The organism is Kitasatospora sp. NBC_01560, from assembly GCF_045208415.1.
In the GTDB taxonomy this organism is placed as follows: domain Bacteria; phylum Actinomycetota; class Actinomycetes; order Streptomycetales; family Streptomycetaceae; genus Kitasatospora.
In genome coordinates this window covers 9,552,105-9,572,587 of the sequence record NZ_CP109364.1, presented here as the reverse complement: position 1 = coordinate 9,572,587, position 20,483 = coordinate 9,552,105, and the positions used below count along the sequence as shown (strand labels likewise).

Genomic DNA, 20,483 nt, shown 5'->3' with positions numbered 1-20,483 from the left:
CGGCACGGCAAGGGGAAACCGGGCGACAACCCGGTGCACCCCAACTCGTCAGAGCTTTGGCACTCCACGGCGTGTCCCGCAGCACGCGGGAAGCCACTTGGGGTCACCCCTTAGGTCGGGGAGACCTGTCCTGATCCGGAGCGTCTCTCGACGGGTGGGATCAGTGGCCTGTGTCCGTGAAGACGCCTCACCGAACGAGGTGTCTGTTCAAACCCGCACAAGGATAGGCCCACCCGGCGCGCGAAACCCAGTCCTTGACCGGACCTTGACTCGCTCGGACAGCGGGATTCCGATCACCACGGTCCGCCCCGCCACGTCACGCCCTCGCCTCGGACGTCGGGGCGGACGTCCCGGTCGAGGCGGATGACGCCGCGCCGCCACCAGGGCCCCGGAAGCCAACCCGAGGCGCCGGCACAGCACGGTGGCGCAGATGTGCCGGGCGGGGTGCCGGGCGGGCCGGATACCGGGGAAGAGCCGGTCGGAACTGGCCGCCCACCCGGAGGGCGGTGGCCGCTCGGCGAGACCGGTGAGGAGGCGGCACGCAGGCGAGCACAGCCTCGGTCACGCTCGCCGCATACCGTGGACGCCTTCTTCCGAGCAGGTCCCGCCCTGCTCGGGGGGTCAGTGCCTTGGAGTACTGCCGTCGAGTCAGTGCCGTGGTTCTGCGACGCGCCCTGCCACCGCCTTGACGAAACGCCCCGGTCCTTCCGGATCGCTCTGAAGGAACAGGTTCGGCTCGATGAGCTCCAGCTCCAGGACCACCGGTTCCCCGGCGTTGTCCAGCACCAGATCCACCCGGGCGAACAGCGGGACGTGCGGCGACGGAATCGCTGCCAGCGCCGCCAGCGCGGTGCGGACCTCCGTTTCGGTCGGCTGATACGGTGCGACGCCGAGATGTGGCACCCGGTCGTTGTCGATCACCCCCGGCTCGGTCAGCAGAGGTTCCTTGCGGATCGCATGACTGAACGCGCCGGAGGCGAAGATCAGGGCGCGTTCTCCTTCTGCCACCCCGGGCAGATACGGCTGGACCATCACGCTGCGGCCCCGGTCCAGCAGCATCCGGGCGTGGCGGGCGGCGTCTGCGTGGCGGCCGGGCTCGTAGCGCGCGGTGTCCAGTGCTCCCGCGGACACCGCGGGCTTGACCACCACTCCGTCCACCTGGTCGAAGTCTTCCCGGGTGAACCGTGCTCCTGGCTCGATGAACCGGGTCGGCACGACGGCGACCCCCTGCCGGGTGAGCTCCAGCAGGTAGTGCTTGTCGCTGTTCCAGCGGACCACGGGCGCAGGGTTCCACAGCCGGGTGGCGCCCGCCGTGGTGTCGGCCCATGCCAGGAACTCGTCGAGTCGTTCCACGTAGTCCCAGGTCGACCGGATGACAGCCAGATCGAACCGCTCCCAGGAAACCGGCGTCGCATCCCACACCACCGGCTCTGCCGCCAACCCGTCGGCGCGCAGCGCCTCCACGATCAGCGGGAGATCCACGTCGTGCTCGACACCAACGTCACTGGTCACGACAGCAACCCTGGCAACACTCATCAAACTCTCCCGTCGTGCACCTCGGCCTGTTCTCCGGAAAGTCGCTGAGCGCCCCGGCGCCGGCCATGTGCAGCCGAACCTACCTCTGGACAGCGCCGGCGCCGCGAGCAGTCACTGCCTCAAGGCTTCCGCTCGGCCTCAGGCTCGCCGGATCCGGCCGACCCTGCGTGGCCGTGCATCCGAACGGCTCCGTCCAGGGGCGGACGGACCATCGGGGCCGCCCCCGACGGCGACGGCCCCGATGTCGAGGATCTTCACATGACCACGGCCGGCGGAGGCCGTGAGGCCCTTGCAAGGCCGCCCGGGCTACAGGTACACGTCGGAGATCTCGAAGGTCTGTACGGTGCGGGCGTTGAAGTAGGACCAGAACCGGTTGCCGCGCACGAGGGTGTCCGCGTAGTACTGGTAGCGCTCGCCACCGGGGTTCGTCCCGGTGGCCCACCGACCGATCAGGGCACCGTCCTGCCCCGGCCCGCTGAACCTGGACAGGTCGAAGTCGATCATCTTCCCCTCCCCGTGGTTCACGGCGACGATGACCAGCTTGTGGTTGACGCTGTCGTAGGCGGCGACGGCGTCGGGGTTGCCCGCGTCGATGATCCTCATCCCCGGGCGGATGTGCCGCATGTACTGGGCGAGTACGAAGTACTTGGCGTTGACCGCCCCGATCACCCCGTTGGTGAGAGTGATCGCACCGTAGTTCTCCCAGTCGAGGATCTGCCACATGACCCACGCCGTGGGGTGCAGCCAGCGCAGGTCGAAGTTGAGGTTCTGGGCGAGGACCATGCCGCTGGTGTCTCCGTCACCGTACTCGGACATCCAGATGTTCTTGCCGTCCGCCGCCACGACCTTGTAGAGCGCGTCGCGGTCGCCCCCGAACTCGTAGCCGTGCACGTTGACCCGCCCCACGGCCGCACGGGTGGCGGCGTTGAAGTCGGAGTTGCCGGCCCAGTTGGACACGGCACTGCTGACGCCCCAGTCGTCGAGACCTGCCACCATCATCCAACCCAGGTCCCGGGCATCAAGTTGGGAGCGGGTCTGCCGGATGATCTCGGCCAGCTGGGGGCGGTCGTAGTGGCAGCCCTCCTGCCCGGCGGGAGAGTTCGGCGCCGCCGCCCAGTCGGCTCCCGGCTCGTTGACCGGTTGCACGGAAGCGAAGTCGATACCCCAGTGGTCGTGGGCGTACCGCGCCACCGTCGCCAGGTACGCCGCGTGACGGCCGAAGTTGTCGTCCCGCAGATTGCAGGTGTAGCCGTTGGGCGCCCCGCGCGGGTCGTCGTTCTTCAGCATCCACCACATCGGCGAGTTGCTGAAGAGCTCGAACTTGTCGGCGCCCCGGTCGCGAGCCAGCCACATCATGTCGCGCTGGTTCGCGTCGGCGTTCCAGTTCCAGCTCGCCGACTGCGGGTCCGCCGAGTACCAGTCGCGCTGGTAGCCCTCGATCCGCTTGAACCCGTCCAGCGTCGGCGCGGGCTGCATCGTCCGGCCCGCGATGCTGTTCGTCCCCGAGGCGCCGGCGTTGTAACGGACCACGTTCATCCCCAGGCCGGGCAGTGTCCGACCGCGGAACTGGACGGTCTTCCGGCTGAACAGCACATCGGCCAGATCCTCCTGAGGGCCCAGCTGATTGGCCCACCAGGCCAACGAGGTGCCCCAGCCCTCCCAAGTCCCCCAGTTGGCCGACGGATTGACGGTGGTGGTGAAATCCGCCCGGGCGGTCCCCGCAGCGGCGACCACCGCCATCGCTCCGACCGGCACACCCACCAACCCACGCAGGACAGTACGACGTTCCATCAAGCCCCCCAGAAGGAATCCGCGCTCGGATCTCGACGCACGCGAACTACACGGTATCCCAGCGGTACGAGAGCGATCGGGATCGTCCTCGAACGACGCCGACCGTTCCGACTGCCGACACCGCCGGGCCACCGAGTGGCCGTCGCCCGGTTCGGCAGGACCGGCGGGACGGCGCCCCCGGAGCGCGAAAGACCACCGGGCCGGCCGGCCCTTCCCGTGGGAACCGGCGGAGCGTCAGGAGATCACCGCGGTCCGGCAACCGATCAACCCCGTTCGTGCGTGTACTGGTGCCAGGACACACACGAATCACCGGGGGGGACCGATGTTCCTGACCTTGCTCTACGCGGCGCTGCCGACGCTCTGCTGGACCCTGATCGCCCGCACACGGGCCGTCGGCATACCCGTCGGGCTCGTCCTGCTCGCCGGGACGACGGTGCTGACCGGCCACAGCCTGGGCCTGTGGAACTTCCGCGGTGCACCCGAGCTCTACCTCGAGTACGTGCTGCTGGGCGGGGCGCTGGTGCTCGGCGCCGTTCTCGCCGAGCGCCGGCTGCTCGGCGGCCCCCGGCCCAAGCCCCGGCCGCTGCGGGTGTCGGTGGCCACCGTGCTGCTCAATGTGCAGGTGGGCCTGGTCGCGTCGCTCACACCGCTGATCGCCCTGGTGATCTTCGGCAACGAGGGCGCCCCGTACGGCCCGCCCCCGTCCCTGCCCGCGGGCTACTCGCTGAGCCGGCAGCCCGGGGAGGGCTGTGGCTCCAGCGTCTGCACCGCCGTCTGGGACGTGCACGGCGGCCCGGACCTCTCCGCGGACGAGAAGGTCCGTCAGCTCAGCGCCGCCGTGCGGGGCTGCGGCCCCAGCGGCTGGCTGTTGGACCGCCGCGCGCGCTGCGTCTCCGTCAGTCACGTCGAAGGGCGGATCCAGCTGAACATCAGCACCTCCGACGCCGTCGGCTGACGCCCCCCGGGAAGCCCGCCGCACGGTGTGCGGCGCCCCCGCGACGCCCGGCCGACCCGATCCGGCCGACCCATGCACCCCTGCCGCACCGCCCCCACCCGGGTGAGCGCCGTCCGCCCCGGTCGGCTGCGCTCACCCCGGCTGGGCTGCCGCCGGCCGCCCGGCGGCCGGCTACCGGAGGCCGGCCGAGGGGTGGCGGTGCAGGGCGTACCAGAGGATGGGCGGGGCGTCGGGCCGGGTGCCGGGCGCGGGGTGGGCGGCGCCGGCGGCGGCGAGGCTGTACAGCAGGGCGGGGTCGGGCTGGGGGATCTCGCCGTGGTCCTCGTCGTCGGCGGCGACGGGGAGCTGGTGGATGACGGCGGCGATGCGGGGCGGCAGGCGTACGTCGAGGCCCTCGTGGCAGCGGGCGATGATGTCGTCGCGCACGTGGGCGGGCAGGAGGCTGGCGCCGAGGACGGCGCCGGCGGTCGCGGGTCGGGGGTTCGCGGCCAGGGACTCGGCCTGCTCGCGCCACCAGTCGGCGTCCCGGATCTCGCCGCGGCTGCGGTGGAGCAGGTTGAGGCAGCTGGCGGCGGTGTAGCTGCCGGCGCCGGCGGCGAACTCCCACCAGAACCGGGCGGCCTCCCGGTGTCCGGTCACCTGGAGGAGCGCGCCGAGGACGAGCGCGCCCTCGGGGTGGATGCGGCGGCTGTTGGCGAGCTGACGCAGTGAGGGCGCCGCCGCGGGTTGGGCGAGCACGAGGGTGACGGCGAGGTCGAGTTCGTGGGCGGCCTGCAGGTGTTCGGCGCCCAGCGGCGGCGGGGCGGCGAACAGCCGCCGCCAGGCGCGGCGGGACGCGCGCTCCTGGTCGGGCGGGGGCGGCAGGTCCGCCGGGGCCTGCCGGTCCCGGCCGGCCCGGCCCCCGCCCCGCTTGCCCGGTACCAGGCGGTCGCGTCCCATGCTCACTCCTCGTTGTTGCGGTCGGTCCCGGCCAGCAGGCGGTTGAGCCTGCGCAGCGCCTGCTGGGCCGTCGTCCGTACGTTGGTCTCCGAGCTGCCCAGGTGCTCGGCGATCAGCGCGTCCTTCAGCCCAAGGAGGTAACGCAGGACCAGGACGTCGTACTGGCGCTCGGCCAGGCGCAGCAGCGCCTGGTGGAGGTGTTCGTGGTCGCCGGGGGTTTCGAGGCCGATCCGGGCCCGGTCGGCGAAGCAGCGGATGACCTCGGCGCGGTCGGCCGGCGAACCGCCGGGCGGGCGGCCGGTCTCGACGGTCACCTCGGCGGCGGCGTCCGCCACGGCGCTCTTGATCAGCATCCAGGCATAGGAGGCGGGGTGTTCTTCGCGCAGGGCGACGGGCCACTGCTGCCGGAGCCGGTCCTTCATCTGCTGGACCGCCCGCAGGGCGAGCACGTCGTCGTGGAGCCGGGCGCGGGCCAGTCCGAACCAGGCACTGCCGTGCGTGTCGCAGAACGCGGTGAACGCCAGGTGCAGCGCGGCCCGCGAGCGGGCCGTCGCCGCCGTCTCGTGCTCGGTCACGTTGGGTTCCTCCCCAGTGGCCGGTCCTGCCGGCCGCCCGGTCCGACCTGCGGGCCGGCCCGGTGTCCCGGGTCCGGACGGTCGGCTTCCTGTGGGAGCGGTTGCTCCCCACTCGCACATCGAAGCGCATTGGCATCCAATACGTGAAGCCGATCACATAACGACATTGCTGGTCATATGGCATGACGATCAATCTTCTGATGGTGCGTCTATTTTGTTCTTTTGCGCTCGTGTTCGACCATATCGGCGGCCGTGCTCGTCCGATCGGCGCGGCCCCGGGAGCAGCGGGCCTTGATTGCCGCTCCCGGGGTGTGGGCATAGTGGGGGAAGGCCGCGCCAGGGGCTCGCCAGGCCCCGCCACGGTGGCGAGGGCTGTGCACAGCCCTGCCCGCGTGCCGTCGGAACCGCGACTGGGGGAGCAGATGGGCGAGCAGGCGGCGCAGCACGGCGGGGAACCGGCAGCCGAGGTGACGCTCGACATCCATCGGCCGCACTCGGCACGGATGTACGACTTCTTCCTCGGCGGGACGACCAACTTCGAGCCGGATCGAGTGGCCGCGGCCCAGGCCCTCGCCGTCTTCCCCAACGCTCCGGTCGCCGCTCACGCCAACCGGGCCTTCATGCACCGGAGCGCCCGGATGCTCGCCGAGCGCGGGATCACCCAGTTCCTGGACATCGGCACCGGCATCCCGACCTCCCCCAACCTCCACGAGATCGCCCAGGCAGTCGACCCGGCCTGCCGCGTGGTCTATGCGGACAACGACCCGATCGTCCTCGTCCACGCCCAGGCCCTGCTGCGCAGCTCCCGGGAGGGGCGCACCGCCTACATCCAGGCGGACGTGCGTGATCCGGAGCATGTGCTCGACGCGGTGGAGAAGACAGAAGTGCTGGACCTCGACCGGCCGGTGGCGCTCAGCATGAACGCGCTGCTGCACTTCGTACCGGACGGCGACGGCGCGCACGAGATCGCCCAGGTGCTCAAGGACCGGCTCCGCGCGCCCGGCAGTGCCCTCGTCGTCTCGCACTTCACGCCCGACTTCGCACCCCAGGACGCCGCGCGCGCCGCCCGCGTCTACCGCGAGGCCGGCACTGTCGTCCAGGCCCGCAGCCGCGCGGAGTTCGCCCGCTTCTTCACCGGCTGGGACCTCCTGGAGCCCGGGATCGTGTCCACCCCGCGCTGGCGCCCCGACGCCGAATCCTCCCGCACTGTGGTCAGCGACGCGGACGCGTCCTGCTACGGCGCCGTCGCCGTGCGCCCCTGACTCCTCCCGACGCCAAGCCCGACAACGCCAAGCGGCGTGGTGCGGAGCCGCCGGTTGCTCGCGTTCAGGAAGAGGCCCTACCCGCCAGGGCCTGATCGACCAGTGCGCGCAGCTCCTTGTCGCGGACGATCATCGGGTAGCCCCCGTCCGCCCAGAGCCGGCGGTCCGACTGCCGGACCGTCAGCAGCGCGGCCCGGATCGCGGGGCTGATCCCGCCCATGCGGATCAGTGCCCGCAGTGCGTCCCGGAAGTGGTGGAAGCCGTCGCCGCCCTCGGCGATCGGCAGGACGAATTCTTCCAGGACTTGCATGCTCGGTTCGGCCCGGCCCGTGATCGACCAGAGCGTGACCGCGGCGGCGAGGCGTGTCCCGTGCGTGCTGTTCTCCATGGCGAACCGGACCCGGGCCGCGTACGGTGCCGCGTCGGCGCCGAAGTCGCCGAGGGTGTCGATCGGCCCGTACCAGGGATGCGACGCCGTCATGACGGCGTCGCCGACGAGCCGCAATCGTGCCGCGCGGTCCCCGACGATGTACGCGGCGGTCCAGGCCACCAGCGCGTGGTTACCCGGGGAGTCCAGGACCTCGCAGGTGCTCAGGGCCGGGGCGGCCGAGGCCGCGGCCGGCCCCAGACCGCGCAGGATGGGGAGCACGAAGCCGGACGTCCAGGTGTCGGTGAGCAGCGGCAGCAGATCGGGCAGAGCCGGCAGTGCGTCCTCGCCCCAGGCCTCCAGTACGACGAGGAACTCGCGGGTCGCACCGCCGCGGGGGCCGCCCTGCCGGATCGCCTCGCGCATCGCGGGCAGCAGGACGTCCGCGTGGGCCCGTAGCGGTACCAGGACGTCCGTGACGCTCGGCCGCCGGGGATCGGCGTTGGCGTAACCGCGGCCCTGCTCCTCCTCCTGTGCGCGGAGCTGCCCGATCAGGCCCGGCAGGGCGCGGGGGTCACCGATCCGGGACAGCGCCCAGCGGGCGATCTCCGCGACCGTTCCGTCGAGGTACTCGTCGGCCGCGTCGTCGTCGAGCAGTGCCGCGAGTCGATCGGCGTACCGGACCGCGGCCGGGCCGAGCACCGCGAGGATGTTCGCGGCGCGCAGCCGTACGGCTCCGTCCGGACTGGTCAGCAGTGCGCCTGCCAGCGGCAGCAGGGTCGCCTCCACGGAACGCCGCTCGGTCAGGAGCCGCCACGCCACGTCCAGCGCCTCCCGGCACAACGCGGCGTCGCCGGTGCGGTCCGCCGTCCCGGCCAGCCGGACGGCGAAGCGCAGTTCGGCATCCAGGTCGTGCCCGAGCTTCCGGGCCGTCGACCGGACCACGTCCTCGCGGGTCCAGGGGCCCTCGACACCCGGGGTGTACCAGGCCTCTTCGAACCGCGGCCGCGACGCGGCATCGGAGTAGACCTCGATCAGCCGGTCCAGCTGCCGGACCGGCAGGTCCCGGTCGAAGTCGGACCAGGCGTGCACGGCCGCGACCCGCAGCACCGGGTCGTCGCCGTCCGCCAGCGCCGCCAGTACCGCCCGCGCCTCGTCGACCGCACGGCTCCCCGCCTCGTCGACCGCACCACCGCTCCCGGCCTCGTCGGATGCCGCGGCTATCGCCTCGCCGAAGGCGAGCAGCAGCGGAACGCGTACCGTCGGGTCCGTCTCCAGCCGCCACCGCTCCTGCAACCGTACGATGCCCCCTGCCAGGGGCAGGGCCTCCCGCCGCACCGCCGGCTCCGGATCCGCGAGCAGCGCACGTGCTTCCGTCCAGTCGAACCCCGCCAACGCCGGTGCCTGCAAGGCATCCAACAGCTCGACGAGTTCCACCCGGACGCCTGTGGACAGGGTTGGGTCGGCGGCCAGCGCGACGACGAACGGCAGGGCCACCGCCGTCACGGACGGCGTCTCGCATCCCTCGCTCGTGACCAGGGAGTACAGCGGGTAGCAGTCCTCCTCCGTGGCCTCCGCACCCGCGAGGGCGAGCCCGCGCAGCGCCCGCGCCACGTCGTCGACCGAGTCGACCGGGCTACCCGTCGCAAGCCCCTCCCACTCCACGGCATCCAGCGCTTCCCACAGCATTCCCGTCATCGCCGTCCCGTCCACCACCACACCCGCCCCGCACACCGGCAGCCGTCATCCTCCAGGAAGCCCGCCACCTCGGCATCCCCAATTCGCCCCACCCTGTGCCGAGGCGCCGCACCGGAGATCTTCCACGAGCTGCTCGCCGCAGCCGCAGGGTGCCGGACCGGCCGCAGCGCGCCGTGCGGCAGACCCGGGCAGGAGGATGTGCGACCGCCCGGCTCGGAGGACAGGAGCGTCCACTTCGATCCGGGCGCCGGAGCCGGCGCGTACCGCGCTCGGGCCGCCGCCGAAATCCACGAGCCCTTCGATCACGCATCGGGCAGGATGCCTACCTGTGAATCACGCCCTGCTCGGGCTGGCCGCCAACCCGGCCCTGCCCTCCGAACTCGCCGATCGGCTCATCGCGGGCGCGGACGCCGACCTCGCCGCGGTTCTGGCCGGCCGCCCGGACCTCGGCCGGGCACAGCTGACTGTGCTGGCCTCCCGCTTCGAGGAAGCCGCGGTACAGCTCGCGTACGAGGGCAGGCTCACCGCTGCCGACGTCGACCCGGCCGTGTACCCGCGGGCCGCACTCGCCCTGCTCGGAGAGGGCAGCGGCAGGCCGCAGTGGTCGCGGCTGTTCGCCACCGACCGTCTCGTGGAGATCAGGGAAAAGCTGGCCGCCTGCCCCGGCCTGCCGGCGGATGTGGCGCGGATGCTCGCTTCGGACCCGGATGTTCGGGTCGTCGCGGAACTCGCGCTGTGGACGACCGAACCGGATCTCGCCGCGCGGCTCGCGGCGCACCCGCATGCCGAGGTCCGCCGCGCGGCGGCCGGCAACGAGGCGACACCACCGACCGTGCTGGCGGCGCTGCTCACCGGAGAGGGACTGCCGGCGGCACGGTCCTGCCTGGTCTGCGACCGCGAGAGGACTCCCTTCGTCCACGACCCGCACTGCCCGCGGACCGATTGCGCGCTTCCCCCGGGCGCCTCCTGCGACGGCTCCCACGAGTCGACCGTGCACGACACCCGGCAGTCGGCCCTGGGCAACCCCGCAACCCCCGCGGGCGCCGCCGCGCTCTTCGCCGACCACCCTTCGCTGCTGCTGCGCCAGGAGCTGGCCGCCCGGCCCGATCTGCCGCCGCAGGTGTACGCACGGCTCGCCGAGGATCCCGTCCCCTGGGTGCGGGCCCGGCTCGCGGACAATCCCGCGATCGACGAAGCCCTGATCCGCACCCTGGCCGGCGACCGGGGCCACGACGTCCAACGCCGGCTCGCGCACCACCCCCACCTGCCACTCGACGTCCTCCCCCACCTCGCCGGCGCCACCCGGCTCGGCTCACCCCTGCTGCCGCGTATCGCCGCGGCCTCCCCCGCCGAGGTCGAGGCACTGGCCATCTCGCACGACCCGACCCTGCGGATGCTCCTGGCCCTGCGCCGCGACCTCCCGGCGCGGATCCGCGACACGCTGGCCGGCGACCTCGACGCGAAGGTGCTCAAGGCCGTCGCACCGCACCCCGGGCTCTCCGAAACCCAACTGCGGACCATGGTCGAACGGCACGGGGCCCGGGTCGTCACGGCGGTGGCAGCCAACCCCGACGCCACCCCGGCCCTGCTGGAGGACCTGGCCCGGCACCGGCCGCCGGTCCACAAGGCGTTCCGTGAAATCGCCCGCCACCGACACGCGACGGCCCCGGCCCTGCTCACCTGCCTGACGGACCGCCGAGCGCGGCCCACGGCCGCCGGCCATCCGGCCCTGCCACCCCCGGTCGTCGTCGAACTGCTCACCGACAGCGACTGGCAGGTGGTGGAAGCAGCCGCCGCCAACCCGTCGCTGCCGACCGCCGCGATGCTGGAACTGCTGCCCTGACCGACCGGGTTGCCGGGAAAGCGCCGGAAGGGCCGTCACCCGGTGGCGGCCTTCCCGCTTCCGTCGCGCGGTGTGCCTCGGCGGGCACACCGCTCGGCGGAGGGTACGCGAACACGCCCCCGTCGCGATGCGGGTGCCCGGCCCCTCAGGCGGTCGCGTTGAGGGTGTCGTCGAGCCAGTCGTAGATGCGGGCCTGGGTCAGGCGCATGGCGCCGGGGTGGCAGTGGGCGCCGGCGCCTTCCTCGGCGGTGAAGAGCATGAGGGTCTTGGGGCAGGTGAGGTGGTCGTAGAGCTGTTCGGGCTGGCCCTTGAAGAACATGTCGTCCTCGGCGTCGCAGACGAGGGTGGGGCACCGGATCTGTTCGGCGATGCCGTCGGCGAGGGTGTAGTCGAGGTAGGAGGCGTTGAAGGCCCGGGGGGTGTCGACGCCCATGACGTACATGCCGTGGTTGACCGCCCAGTGGGCGATCGGGTCCTTGGCCATGATCTGCTCGAAGGCGGCGTCGAGCTCGGGGGCGGCCTCGGCCCGCAGGAGCCGCTCGGCCTCCTCACGGGTGCCGGGGATGTTGCGGACGGAGGTCTGGCCGAGGTCGTAGAGGCCGTCGACGGCCACCAGCGCGGCCAGGCGGTGCTCGAACGCCGCGGCCCTGGGGGCGAGGATGCCGCCCATGCTGATGCCGACGAGCGCGATCCGGCTGTTGTCGACGTCCGGGAGGGTCTCGGCGAAGTCCACGACGGGGGTGATGACGTTCTCCCAGTCGGGGCGGAAGACCAGGCCCTGGTGGTGACGCGGGCCGGGCATGCCGGGGCCGTCGAAGACCAGCACGGTGTAGCCGCGCTCGACCCCGGCCAGGGCCCCGAAGAAGTGCAGTTCCTCGGCGGTGCCGTCGAAGCCGTTGTGCATGATCAGCGTCGGCCGCGGTGTCCCGGAGTCGTCGACCCGGTACAGGTAGCCCGGCAGGGTGGTGTCCCCGTACGGGATCGCGACCGGCTCGATGACCGGGGTGAACAGCGCCGCCGCTGCCCGGAAGCAGGCCACGCTGCGGTCGTAGGCGTGGTCGTGGCGGGGGTCGCAGGTGCGGCCGTGCAGGAAGAACTCGGCGGAGCGGTAGTAGTTCGACGCCCGCAGGAACCCGTCCCGGGCACTCACCCGGTGACCGGCCGCCAGCGCCTTCTCGGCCTCGCCGGCCACCCGGTCGGCGGTGGCCGACCACTCGGTGTACCAGCTGGCGTAGTCACCCTCGACGATGCGCTCGCCGGTCGAGACGACCTCGCCGAAGTCGGCCCCGCCGTAGGCGATGTGACTCATCGAGCGCAGGGTCTCGTACCAGAACTGGATGTTGTTCGGGAACAGCAGCTGCTTCATCGCACACACTCTCCTCGGAGGCGCTAAGCACTTATCTGTGCTTACAGCGAGAACCGTAGCCCCTCCGGATGGTCGAAGCAAACATCTGTGCTTACGATGTGGGGGTGACTTCGAAACAACCGACCACACGCATCCGCAAGAGCCCCGAACAGGTCCGCGCGGCCGTCCACCAGGCAGTCATCGACCTGCTCTGCGCCCCGGACGGAGAGGAACTCAACATCCCCGCGGTCGCGCAACGCGCCGGCGTCAACCACACCAGCGTCTACCGGCGCTGGGGCAGCCTCGAAACACTCCTGGCCGACGTGGTCACCACCCGCCTCGAACGCGATTCACCGCTGAACGACACCGGCACCCTGCGCGGCGACCTCCTCGCCTGGGCCGAAGCCAGCGTCGCGAGCATCCGCACCCCCGAAGGGCGCGCCCTCGTCCGCGCCGTCATCCTGTCCATGCCGACCGGCGCCCCGGCCCAGGCCCAGGCCCAGGACGAGCGTGCACAGCACTTCCGGCGCCGCATGCACTCCATCGAGGAGATCCGCCGGCGGGCCACGGACCGCGGCGAGAACCCACCGCCACTGGAACAGATCCTCGACCAGCTCGTCGCACCGTTCTACCTGCGGGCGATCTTCGGCATCGACCCGCCGACCACCGGCTACCCCGAACTCCTCGTCGACAGACTGCTCGGCAACGGACACGGGCGTCCCGCCGCCGACTGACGCACTGCGGGCCCGGACAGAACCGCCGCCGCCGGCCCGGACACCGAAACGGGGCGGACGGTGACGCCGGGCAGAGCGGGAGGGGCCGGCCGCCGCGCCTGGCCGGCGAAGGCCGGGCCCCGCGTTTGAATGAATGCTGTCATCCCACCGGGCACCGGAGGCTGCGATGCCCATGCCCGCACATCCTCCGAAGAATCCGACAAGTCCGTTCGCTTCGTTCGGCGGGCACCACGTCGGAATTCGTGTGCCGGACTACGAGGCCGCCAAGGCGTGGTACACGCAGAAGCTCGACTTCCGGGTCCTGCACGAGTGGCCCTACGGGGTGCCCCGGACGGACGGGTTGGGCCCGGGCTGAAGCTTCGACTGCGCTGCTGGTGGTGGGCACTCCTCGCCGGAGTCGTGGCCGGCCTCGACGTGGTCGCCAGGAGGTCGGCGTGCGGAAACGCGGTGGCCGGGCCGGTGGGGCGCGGAGGCGTGGGCGGAGATGCCCGCGGTGGTGGCGGCGGAAGCATTGTCCTGGCCGGGCGAGCGCACACCCCCGCCCCCAGGACGGCGGCGTGAGCACCGTCCTGGGGGCGGGGGTGTGCGAGCACGGCGGGGGTCATCGAGGTGGCTTCCCCGCGAGAGGGAGCCGGAGCCGGCGGCTCGTGGGGGCGGTCGGCCGCTCCGCTACCATCCGTTCCAGGCCTGCCAGTCGCCGGAGTTGCATGCGAACGCTCGCAAGCCGTACGCGAAGCTGTCGTCCAGGCATCGGTGTGTGGATCCGTTGCGCGGAGCGGTGGTGCCCCTGTAGGACCATTCCTGCCATTCAACCTTGTTGCACGGCAGGACGCGGAGGCCGAAAGCGAGGCTGTCGTCCAGGCATCGATTGGTTGCCTTGTTCCACATGTGTTTCGGTGATTCCAGGTTGACGTTCCACTTCTGCCACACGCCGCCGTTGCACGGGATGGCGCGCAGGCCGAATTCGAAGCTGTCGTCCACGCATCGCCCGGTGGCCTTGTTTTCATATGCTATCCAGCCCCAGTCGGTGTCACCCCACCGTTCACTGCTCGCGTGTGCAGCAGCGGGTGCCGCCACCGATACGCCGAACGCCACCATGAGTGACGCGGCGAGCGATATGAGCTTCTGTACCTTCAAGGCCAACTCCTTGATTTTCGATGATCGAGTGCTGGAGACCTTGAGCCCATGCGTGGAGCCGAGTCTCCTCCTGGGCCTCCGGATGACGGGCACCAGGCTGGCTGGGCGCACAGCGGTCGCCGGCCCGTGCCGGGGCCGAGAGAGTTCGCTCTCGACGACATGTCCGTCCCGGACGCGCTCGCGTTCGGTGGCGCGGCAGCGGGTTGATCCGGCGCCCGGCCGGCCTCGCTGTGCCGGCCCGGTGGCCGGCGCCGGATGCGGGAGTTCGGCTGCCGTCCATGAATGGGGGCGGATGGTGGACCGGCCACTCACGGCAGTGGAGTGGCCGGCTCCGGGACGGGGTTGGGACTAGACGTAGTAGAAGCGCTGGAAGAAGGTGTCGTTGCAGTCCAGGGCGCGCAGACCGTAGGCGACGCTGTCGTCGAGGCAGCGTCCGGTGGCGTTGTTCCGGAAGGTCGTGCCACCGGTCCAGGGGTTGATCGGCAACCACTGCTGAAAGTCGGAGTTGTTGCAGCCGAAGGCGCGCAGACCGTAGCCGAAGCTGTCGTCGACACAGCGTCCGGTGATGAGGTTGTGCAGGGCGTAGCTGCCGTCCGAGTGCTGGGTGAATTCGAACCTCTGGAAGTCGGAGTTGTTGCAGCCGAAGGCGCGCAGGCCGTAGGCGAAGCTGTCGTCCATGCAGCGGCTGGTTTTTATGTTCTGCAGTGCCGATATGCCGCGTGCCCCTGCGGGGCCTGCCATGGTGAGGGCGAGCGTGGCGGCCGTCAGTGTGACTGCGGCTGCCCGGGCTGCGCGGGTGCGGAGCAGGGTGGAGACCTTCAAGGTGGGAGTCCGTTTCTCCGTAGGTGGTCGAGAGCTGTCCGGGGCTCCTCGATCCGGTGGGGATCCCACCGTGCGGGCTGCTCCCGTTGTCCATCAACAGGAAACCGGTCGATGGCCAGGTGAGCAGCGGACAATCCGGCTTGTCCGCGGACAGGGCAGGGGTGGCCCGGTTGTCACCGGGCGCAGGTGGGGTCGAGCTCAGTGGCCGGGCAGGGCGGGGCGGGTGCGGCTGCCTGTCGCTCCTCGCAGAGTGTCGGCGGCGAGTGACGTGGTCCTCGCCTACCGGCGTGGGCCGTAGTCCCAGTAGTGGTCCGGGTAGTCTCCGCACGGGTACTGCATCAGCGGGGCCTGCGGGGCATTACTGCCGTGGGAGACGGCGAGACACTGATGGCTGTTGCCGTTGACGAGACGGATGCCGCGCGGCCATTTCTCGACCCTCCAGGACTGGCCGGGGGCGTTGCTGCACGCCGACTGGGTGACCTGGGCGGCGGGTTCGGTGCTGGAGTCCCGGACGGAGAGGCACAGGGCGCTGTTGTAACTGACGATCCGGTAGTAGGTGTCGCCTTCGGTGTCGGTGTAGGCCCTCCGGGTCTCCCAGAAGTGGTCGGGGTAGTCGCCGCAGGGGAATTGCTGGACCTGCTGGCCTTCCTCCCGGCTGCCGCCGGGCGTGGCCATGCACTGGAGGCTGTAGCCGTTCTTGATCTCCACCGATCCTGTCGGCGGAGTCATGGGGGTTCCGCCGAGGCGGCCGAGTACCGGGGGGTCCGTGACCGGTGTCGACACCGGTGCGGAGGGCGCCGGCGACGTTGTGGGCCTGTCACTGCCGTTCGACGGTGAGGGGGCGCCGGCCGGCGGCGGGGCGTCGGCTCCTGCGGTCCGGGCCACCGCAGTGGAGGGTGCGGGCACCTGCGGTGCGGGTGCTGCCGGTGCGGTCTGCGTTCCCACCGCCCGGGGCGGTGTACTGCTCGGCGGAGCGGTGGCCGGCACGGTGGTCGGCCCGCCGTCGGGGGCCGGGGCCGAGGGCCTGTCTCCCGCCGGGGAGGGGGAGCCGGTGATCGCGCCGGTCTGCGGTCCCACGCTGGTACCGGCGGCTTGGGGAGCTGTGTCGAGCGGAGCAGGTGCCGGGCGCAGGTGTATGCCCACCAGTACACCGGCCAGCACCAGCACACCGGCCAGCACCGCCGCCGCCATGGCCGTGCCGGTGGCGGTCCCACGCCGCCGCGCATCGGCGGGCCCGCCGTGCGGTGGGCCGATGAAGGTTGTGCCGGGCGCAAGCGCGCCGGTCAGGTGATTGTCCGGGGGCAGGACCAGCTCGCCGCGGACAATTGCGGAGCCGACCGTGCCAGGGGCCATCCGGATCACTCCCCGGCAGTGGTCCGCCAGGGCCGCCCGCACCTGAACGAGGTCGGCGCCCAAACGGCGCAGGACCGGCAGGTGTGCGTGCACCCCGTCGACCACCGCCGGCTCGAACCCCTGCGGCCGGTCGCCGCCGGGCAGGACGTGCGTGTACTCCTGGTCGGCCAGAAGCCCGATGGCGTCCTGCTCCTGCTCCGCCGTGCGTTGCGCCTCGCGCGCGCTCTGCCGGATGCGTCGCACCTCGGCCAGGCAACGCGTCGCCTCCCGCAGCCGGGCCCACCGCAGCTCGGTCGTCCCCCCGCCGGCCGGCGACCGTGGAGCGGGGCCGGTTTCGTCCTCGGCTCCGGCGCCAAGTTCTCCTCGCAGCTCGGCCACGATCGCCACCAGTACACGGATCAGTTCTTCCGCCTGCGCAACGCCCGCCTCGGCCTCGCGTTGCGCCTGCCGGGCCAGGTCCAGTGCCTGCTGCGCGGCGGGTCGTCCCGCTGCGGGCGGCTGCAGTCCCTCGGCTGCCCGGGTGGCCTGTTCGTGCAGGTGGGCGGCGCGTGTCAGCAGCGCCGCACGGGTTCGTGGGTCCGCCGCGTGGTCGTGGACGAGCCGCTGGAGCAAGTGCCAGGGGACGTTCTTCTCCCCGGAGCGGTACCCGCTCCAACTGGTCTTGCCGGCAGGGTAGTGCCGAGCGAGATCGCGAACGGTGACCCCGGACGTCACCTCCCGCACGAACCGGGCCAAGGCGTCCGCCTGCTCGGTCTCCCCCTTGAACCGCCCCTGCGGACGTCCAGCACCAGCCACCCGAAGCCCCTTGTCCTGTTCGCGACCGAGCAGGGTCGTCCGCCGCCCACCTGGCCTTCGGCCGGGTTCTTGTAGATGGACCATCACAACAGGGCGCGCGGTGAAGTCTCCACCGGTTCTTCGGACAACTTGGAGGCCCCGTGGCACAGGCGCCTGCGCAGATGTACACGACTTGCCGCCGCACCGGGAGCCGCCCGCGGCCCCGGATCACCGGCACCCACCGGGGCAGGCACGGGCAGTCGGCGGTCACGGACGGCCAGTGCCACTCCACCTCCGGCGAATGAACAAGCCGGCCGTTCCGTTCCGAAGTCGGTGCGGCACGGCACCTCTACTCATTCAGGGAACGACGCGCCGTGCGTGTGAATGCCGCCACGAGGCTCCACAAGTGAGCGCAGTTGGCGGGGAGTTCGTTCGGGTCGCCGGTGCCCCGCAGGATATCCTCCATGCGCCCGCACCATCACGGCCCCGGCATCGCGGCGAACGAACAGCGGAAGGGCCCTCTCCTCACGAGAGGGCCCTTCCGCCACCGTCAGCGATGTCGCCGTGCCCCGAAACAGCTCCGCACGAGGGGATCAGTTCCCGGGTCCACTCCGGAGACAACGGACACGGCATTCGCCAGGGATCAGGCCGCCCAGATCTGGTCGGCATAGCCGTAGCAGGTGTACTGCATTGCGGCCGTTCCTACGGAGCTGCCCTGTGCGGTCAGACACAGGTTGGTGTTGGCCTTCCTGTACTGCACCGCGCCGTTGCGGCCCGGAATCAACTCGGCAGTCCACTTCTGGTCCGCCAAGCCGGTGCAGTTGTAGATGAATGCCTTGGTACCGTCGCTATTGCCCTGAACCGTCAGGCGACCCGTTCCGTTCGCGTTCTTGAAGTACTTGTTCTGGATCACGCCGGTCGTACCCGCCGTGGGTTGGTCTCCGGTGAGCGTCGGCGGGCGAGGACGAGGCTGGTCGCCGTCGTGATCGCCATCGCGGCGATGCCGACCAGCGCTGCGGTGGTGTAGGCGTGGTCGTTCGGGAAGAGGTGGCCGGCGTCGGTGCCGGCGGCCAGGACGAGACCGCCGATGGCGCTGCCCAGGGAGTACCCGACGCTGCGGACGACGTAGTTGAAGCTCATGGCGCTCGATGTCTCGCTCGTGGGCGTGACAGCCAGGATGACGCCGGGCACGGCGGCCGAGAAGCTGCCGACGCCGAAGCCCAGCACGCCCATGGCCACGAGCAGTTCGGCCAGGTCGGACCGGGCCGCCGCGAACAGGACGAACCCACCGCCGACGACGACGGCGCTGCCGGCCAGGAGCAGGGGGCCGCCGATCCGTTCGCGGACCCGGGGCGTGAGCCTGCCGGCGACGAACCCCAGCACGGAGAACGGGACGAGGACCAGCCCGGCGACGAAGGTGGTCAGCCCGAAGCCGTAGCCGGCGCTGTGCGGCGTCTGCGCGTAGCGGGTGATGAGCGTGAGCAGGAGGTACATGCCGCTCCCGCCGACGAACATGGCGATGTTCGCCCCGGCGACCGCCGGGTGCCGTACCGCCCGGACACCGACCAGGGGCATTTTGGATCGCAGTTCGGAAACGGTCCAGCCGCAGAGCAGGAGCACGGCGGCGACGGCAAGGCTCACCGCCAGGGCGAGGTGTCGGCTCCACAGGCTCCTCTCACCGGCCAGGAACAGGACGAGGAGCAGTCCACCCGCCAGGACGAGCGCACCGGCCACATTCACGTGGGCGGAGCGGCCTTCGGGAGCTGCGGGCACGGAGCGCCACGCGATCACGAAGGCGATGGCGGTGACGAGCAGGCCGAGGCCGTAGGCGGCCCGTACGCCGCCGAACTCGGCGAGCAGCGCGGCCAGCGGGTAGCCGACGCCGGCGCCGATGATCGAGACCACCGAGATCAGGGCGATCGTCGCCGCGCTGCGCTCCTCGGGAAGATGGTCGCGGGCCACGCCCATCATCAGCGCCGTCAGACCGAGTCCGACGCCTTGGGCCGCCCTGCCCACGAGCAGCCACGCGAACGGCAGTGGCAGCACGGTGAGCACGCTGCCGGCGACGACGATCGCCAGCGTGGCGAGGATCGTGGCCCGTCGGTGCGGACCGGCGCCGAGCCGGCCCAGGACGGGCGTGGTGACGGCGCCGCTGAGCAGGGCGACGGTCAGCGTCCACTGCGCGCTGTCGAGGGAGACGTGGAACGTGGTCGCCGCACTGGTGATCAGCGGCGTCCCGAGGCTGGCGACCACCGCCACGACCAGGGCGATGAACATCAGGGCGGGGACCAGCAGCCGCGCCTCGGAGCGCTCCAGGGTGCGCCCCGTCACCGCTTCGGCCCTTCTCGCTCCTGGCTTTCGAGCTCTGCCAGGTGCGCCAGCGCCGGAAGGGCTGCCGCCAGGGCCTCGACCTCGTCACCGGTGAGTTCGTCGATCAGCCGCGCGTACGCGTCGACACCCGCCCGCTGCCGTGTCCGGACGTACGACGCGCCGGCCTCGGTCAGGCACACCAGCGTGACCCGCTTGTCGGACGGATCGCCCTTCCGCTCGACCAGCCCGGACTCCTCCATCACCCGGACCAGGACGGTCATCGCGGGTTGGGTGACACCCTCGGCCACCGCCAGATCGGTGATCCGGCGCGGGCCGGTCCTGTCCAGGGTGGCCAAGGTGGCGGCGGAGGTCAGGCTCATGTCGCGGGGAAGGCGTCTCACAGCCCTGGTGGCCAGCCCGTAGAGGGCCGACCCGATCGCAGTGGAAGCGCCACGAGTAGCGTCTTGACGGCTCATGCGTGAAGCATACAATATTTATATGAATGCTTTATGCATCTCTCGTCCCGAACGCCTCGCCCCTGCCCCGCAGTCGGCGCGGGGGGCCGACCGGGCGCCGAGGACGACTTCGCCGGGACGCTGACCGGCAGCCGCGCATAGCGGACTCGAACCAGACCGGATCAGCGCGTCCTCTCAAATGCCCGGTGCTCCGTCGCCGGGATCGATCGATCCGAGTGTCAATCCGAAGCCGGACGTGTCCGGCCGAACACAGGAGGTTTCCATGGCCAAGGGCTACTGGGTCAGTGTCTACCGCACCGTTTCCGACCCTGAGAGGCTGGCTGCCTACGACAAGCTGGCCGGTCCGGCTGTCCGGGCCGGGGGCGGGCGGGTCCTGTCCCGTGGCGGCCGGCTCGTCGCCCACGAGGCCGGAATCATGCAACGCGTCATTCTGATCGAGTTCGACAGCCTCGAACAGGCCGTCGCGGCATACGAGAGCGAGGCTTACCAGGAGGCGCTGGTAGTCCTCTCCGACAGCGTCGAGCGCGACTTCCGCATCGTCGAAGGCATCGACTGACCGACGGGGA

The 20,483-nt window shown here is 71.4% G+C and carries 18 protein-coding genes and 1 riboswitch; of the genes, 6 read left to right on the top strand and 12 right to left on the bottom strand.

Annotated elements, in window-relative coordinates:
* Positions 1-32 precede the first annotated feature (32 nt).
* Positions 33-206: riboswitch (M-box (ykoK) riboswitch) on the bottom strand.
* Positions 207-648: 442 nt separating this feature from the next.
* Both OH807_RS40865 and OH807_RS40860 read right to left on the bottom strand, forming a co-directional pair.
* A complete protein-coding gene (locus tag OH807_RS40865) occupies positions 649-1,512 on the bottom strand; it encodes a RimK family alpha-L-glutamate ligase (RefSeq protein WP_406210468.1) in 864 nt (287 codons plus the stop codon).
* A gap of 330 nt (positions 1,513-1,842) precedes the next feature.
* Entirely contained in the window at positions 1,843-3,327 is a 1,485-nt protein-coding gene (locus OH807_RS40860) for a glycoside hydrolase (protein ID WP_406210466.1), read from the bottom strand.
* 322 nt (positions 3,328-3,649) lie between these two features.
* Here OH807_RS40860 and OH807_RS40855 point away from each other — a divergent pair, with 322 nt between their 5' ends.
* Positions 3,650-4,282 (top strand): hypothetical protein, encoded by a 633-nt coding sequence (locus OH807_RS40855; protein WP_406210463.1) that lies wholly within the window; start codon positions 3,650-3,652, stop codon positions 4,280-4,282.
* Between the two features lie 171 nt (positions 4,283-4,453).
* On the opposite strand, the gene OH807_RS40850 is transcribed toward OH807_RS40855, so the two are convergent.
* Together OH807_RS40850 and OH807_RS40845 are read right to left on the bottom strand one after the other, a co-directional pair.
* Positions 4,454-5,221, bottom strand: coding sequence for a hypothetical protein (locus OH807_RS40850; protein WP_406210460.1), 768 nt, complete (start codon positions 5,219-5,221; stop codon positions 4,454-4,456).
* A 2-nt stretch (positions 5,222-5,223) separates the two neighbouring features.
* A complete protein-coding gene (locus tag OH807_RS40845; protein WP_406210457.1) occupies positions 5,224-5,796 on the bottom strand; it encodes an RNA polymerase sigma factor in 573 nt (190 codons plus the stop codon).
* 422 nt (positions 5,797-6,218) lie between these two features.
* On the opposite strand from OH807_RS40845, the gene OH807_RS40840 reads away from it, so the two are divergent.
* Positions 6,219-7,058 carry an SAM-dependent methyltransferase gene (locus OH807_RS40840; protein ID WP_406211447.1) on the top strand — a complete coding sequence of 280 codons (840 nt, stop codon included), beginning with the start codon at positions 6,219-6,221 and terminating at the stop codon, positions 7,056-7,058.
* Between the two features lie 64 nt (positions 7,059-7,122).
* Here the strand turns inward: OH807_RS40840 and OH807_RS40835 are convergent, their stop codons facing one another.
* Complete coding sequence (locus tag OH807_RS40835; RefSeq protein WP_406210455.1) at positions 7,123-9,123, bottom strand: hypothetical protein; 2,001 nt, start codon at positions 9,121-9,123, stop codon at positions 7,123-7,125.
* A gap of 328 nt (positions 9,124-9,451) precedes the next feature.
* Between OH807_RS40835 and OH807_RS40830 the strand changes: the two genes are divergently transcribed.
* On the top strand, positions 9,452-10,966 hold the full coding sequence (locus tag OH807_RS40830) for a hypothetical protein (RefSeq protein WP_406210452.1): 1,515 nt from the start codon (positions 9,452-9,454) through the stop codon (positions 10,964-10,966).
* Positions 10,967-11,111: 145 nt separating this feature from the next.
* Here OH807_RS40830 and OH807_RS40825 read toward each other — a convergent pair whose 3' ends face one another.
* Complete coding sequence (locus OH807_RS40825) at positions 11,112-12,332, bottom strand: alpha/beta hydrolase family protein (protein ID WP_406210449.1); 1,221 nt, start codon at positions 12,330-12,332, stop codon at positions 11,112-11,114.
* A gap of 104 nt (positions 12,333-12,436) precedes the next feature.
* Here OH807_RS40825 and OH807_RS40820 point away from each other — a divergent pair, with 104 nt between their 5' ends.
* Entirely contained in the window at positions 12,437-13,045 is a 609-nt protein-coding gene (locus tag OH807_RS40820; protein ID WP_406210447.1) for a TetR-like C-terminal domain-containing protein, read from the top strand.
* A gap of 133 nt (positions 13,046-13,178) precedes the next feature.
* Positions 13,179-13,400, top strand: a complete 222-nt coding sequence (locus OH807_RS40815) for a VOC family protein (protein WP_406210444.1) — start codon at positions 13,179-13,181, stop codon at positions 13,398-13,400.
* A gap of 314 nt (positions 13,401-13,714) precedes the next feature.
* On the opposite strand, the gene OH807_RS40810 is transcribed toward OH807_RS40815, so the two are convergent.
* The 6 genes from OH807_RS40810 to OH807_RS40785 form a co-directional block, all read right to left on the bottom strand.
* On the bottom strand, positions 13,715-14,182 hold the full coding sequence (locus OH807_RS40810) for an RICIN domain-containing protein (RefSeq protein WP_406210442.1): 468 nt from the start codon (positions 14,180-14,182) through the stop codon (positions 13,715-13,717).
* A 348-nt stretch (positions 14,183-14,530) separates the two neighbouring features.
* Complete coding sequence (locus tag OH807_RS40805; RefSeq protein ID WP_406210439.1) at positions 14,531-15,004, bottom strand: RICIN domain-containing protein; 474 nt, start codon at positions 15,002-15,004, stop codon at positions 14,531-14,533.
* A gap of 279 nt (positions 15,005-15,283) precedes the next feature.
* A complete protein-coding gene (locus OH807_RS40800) occupies positions 15,284-17,152 on the bottom strand; it encodes an RICIN domain-containing protein (protein WP_406210436.1) in 1,869 nt (622 codons plus the stop codon).
* Between the two features lie 622 nt (positions 17,153-17,774).
* Positions 17,775-18,044, bottom strand: coding sequence for an RICIN domain-containing protein (locus OH807_RS40795; protein WP_406210434.1), 270 nt, complete (start codon positions 18,042-18,044; stop codon positions 17,775-17,777).
* The gene (locus OH807_RS40790; protein ID WP_406211445.1) at positions 18,041-19,408 is read right to left on the bottom strand and encodes an MFS transporter; all 1,368 of its coding nucleotides are present in this window, start codon (positions 19,406-19,408) and stop codon (positions 18,041-18,043) included. The genes OH807_RS40795 and OH807_RS40790 overlap by 4 nt, the downstream gene beginning before the upstream one ends.
* 50 nt (positions 19,409-19,458) lie before the next feature.
* Positions 19,459-19,821 carry a MarR family winged helix-turn-helix transcriptional regulator gene (locus tag OH807_RS40785; protein ID WP_406210432.1) on the bottom strand — a complete coding sequence of 121 codons (363 nt, stop codon included), beginning with the start codon at positions 19,819-19,821 and terminating at the stop codon, positions 19,459-19,461.
* Positions 19,822-20,179: 358 nt separating this feature from the next.
* Between OH807_RS40785 and OH807_RS40780 the strand changes: the two genes are divergently transcribed.
* Entirely contained in the window at positions 20,180-20,473 is a 294-nt protein-coding gene (locus tag OH807_RS40780) for a DUF1330 domain-containing protein (RefSeq protein ID WP_406210429.1), read from the top strand.
* The last annotated feature ends 10 nt before the right edge of the window (positions 20,474-20,483 follow it).

Coding starts and splice junctions, on each gene's coding strand:
- OH807_RS40860 (WP_406210466.1), bottom strand. CDS start 3,327: ATGGAACGTCGTACTGTCCTGCGTGGGTTGGTGGGTGTGCCGGTCGGA.
- OH807_RS40855 (WP_406210463.1), top strand. CDS start 3,650: ATGTTCCTGACCTTGCTCTACGCGGCGCTGCCGACGCTCTGCTGGACC.
- OH807_RS40850 (WP_406210460.1), bottom strand. CDS start 5,221: ATGGGACGCGACCGCCTGGTACCGGGCAAGCGGGGCGGGGGCCGGGCC.
- OH807_RS40840 (WP_406211447.1), top strand. CDS start 6,219: ATGGGCGAGCAGGCGGCGCAGCACGGCGGGGAACCGGCAGCCGAGGTG.
- OH807_RS40835 (WP_406210455.1), bottom strand. CDS start 9,123: ATGACGGGAATGCTGTGGGAAGCGCTGGATGCCGTGGAGTGGGAGGGG.
- OH807_RS40825 (WP_406210449.1), bottom strand. CDS start 12,332: ATGAAGCAGCTGCTGTTCCCGAACAACATCCAGTTCTGGTACGAGACC.
- OH807_RS40815 (WP_406210444.1), top strand. CDS start 13,179: ATGCTGTCATCCCACCGGGCACCGGAGGCTGCGATGCCCATGCCCGCA.
- OH807_RS40790 (WP_406211445.1), bottom strand. CDS start 19,408: ATGTTCATCGCCCTGGTCGTGGCGGTGGTCGCCAGCCTCGGGACGCCG.
- OH807_RS40785 (WP_406210432.1), bottom strand. CDS start 19,821: ATGAGCCTGACCTCCGCCGCCACCTTGGCCACCCTGGACAGGACCGGC.
- OH807_RS40780 (WP_406210429.1), top strand. CDS start 20,180: ATGGCCAAGGGCTACTGGGTCAGTGTCTACCGCACCGTTTCCGACCCT.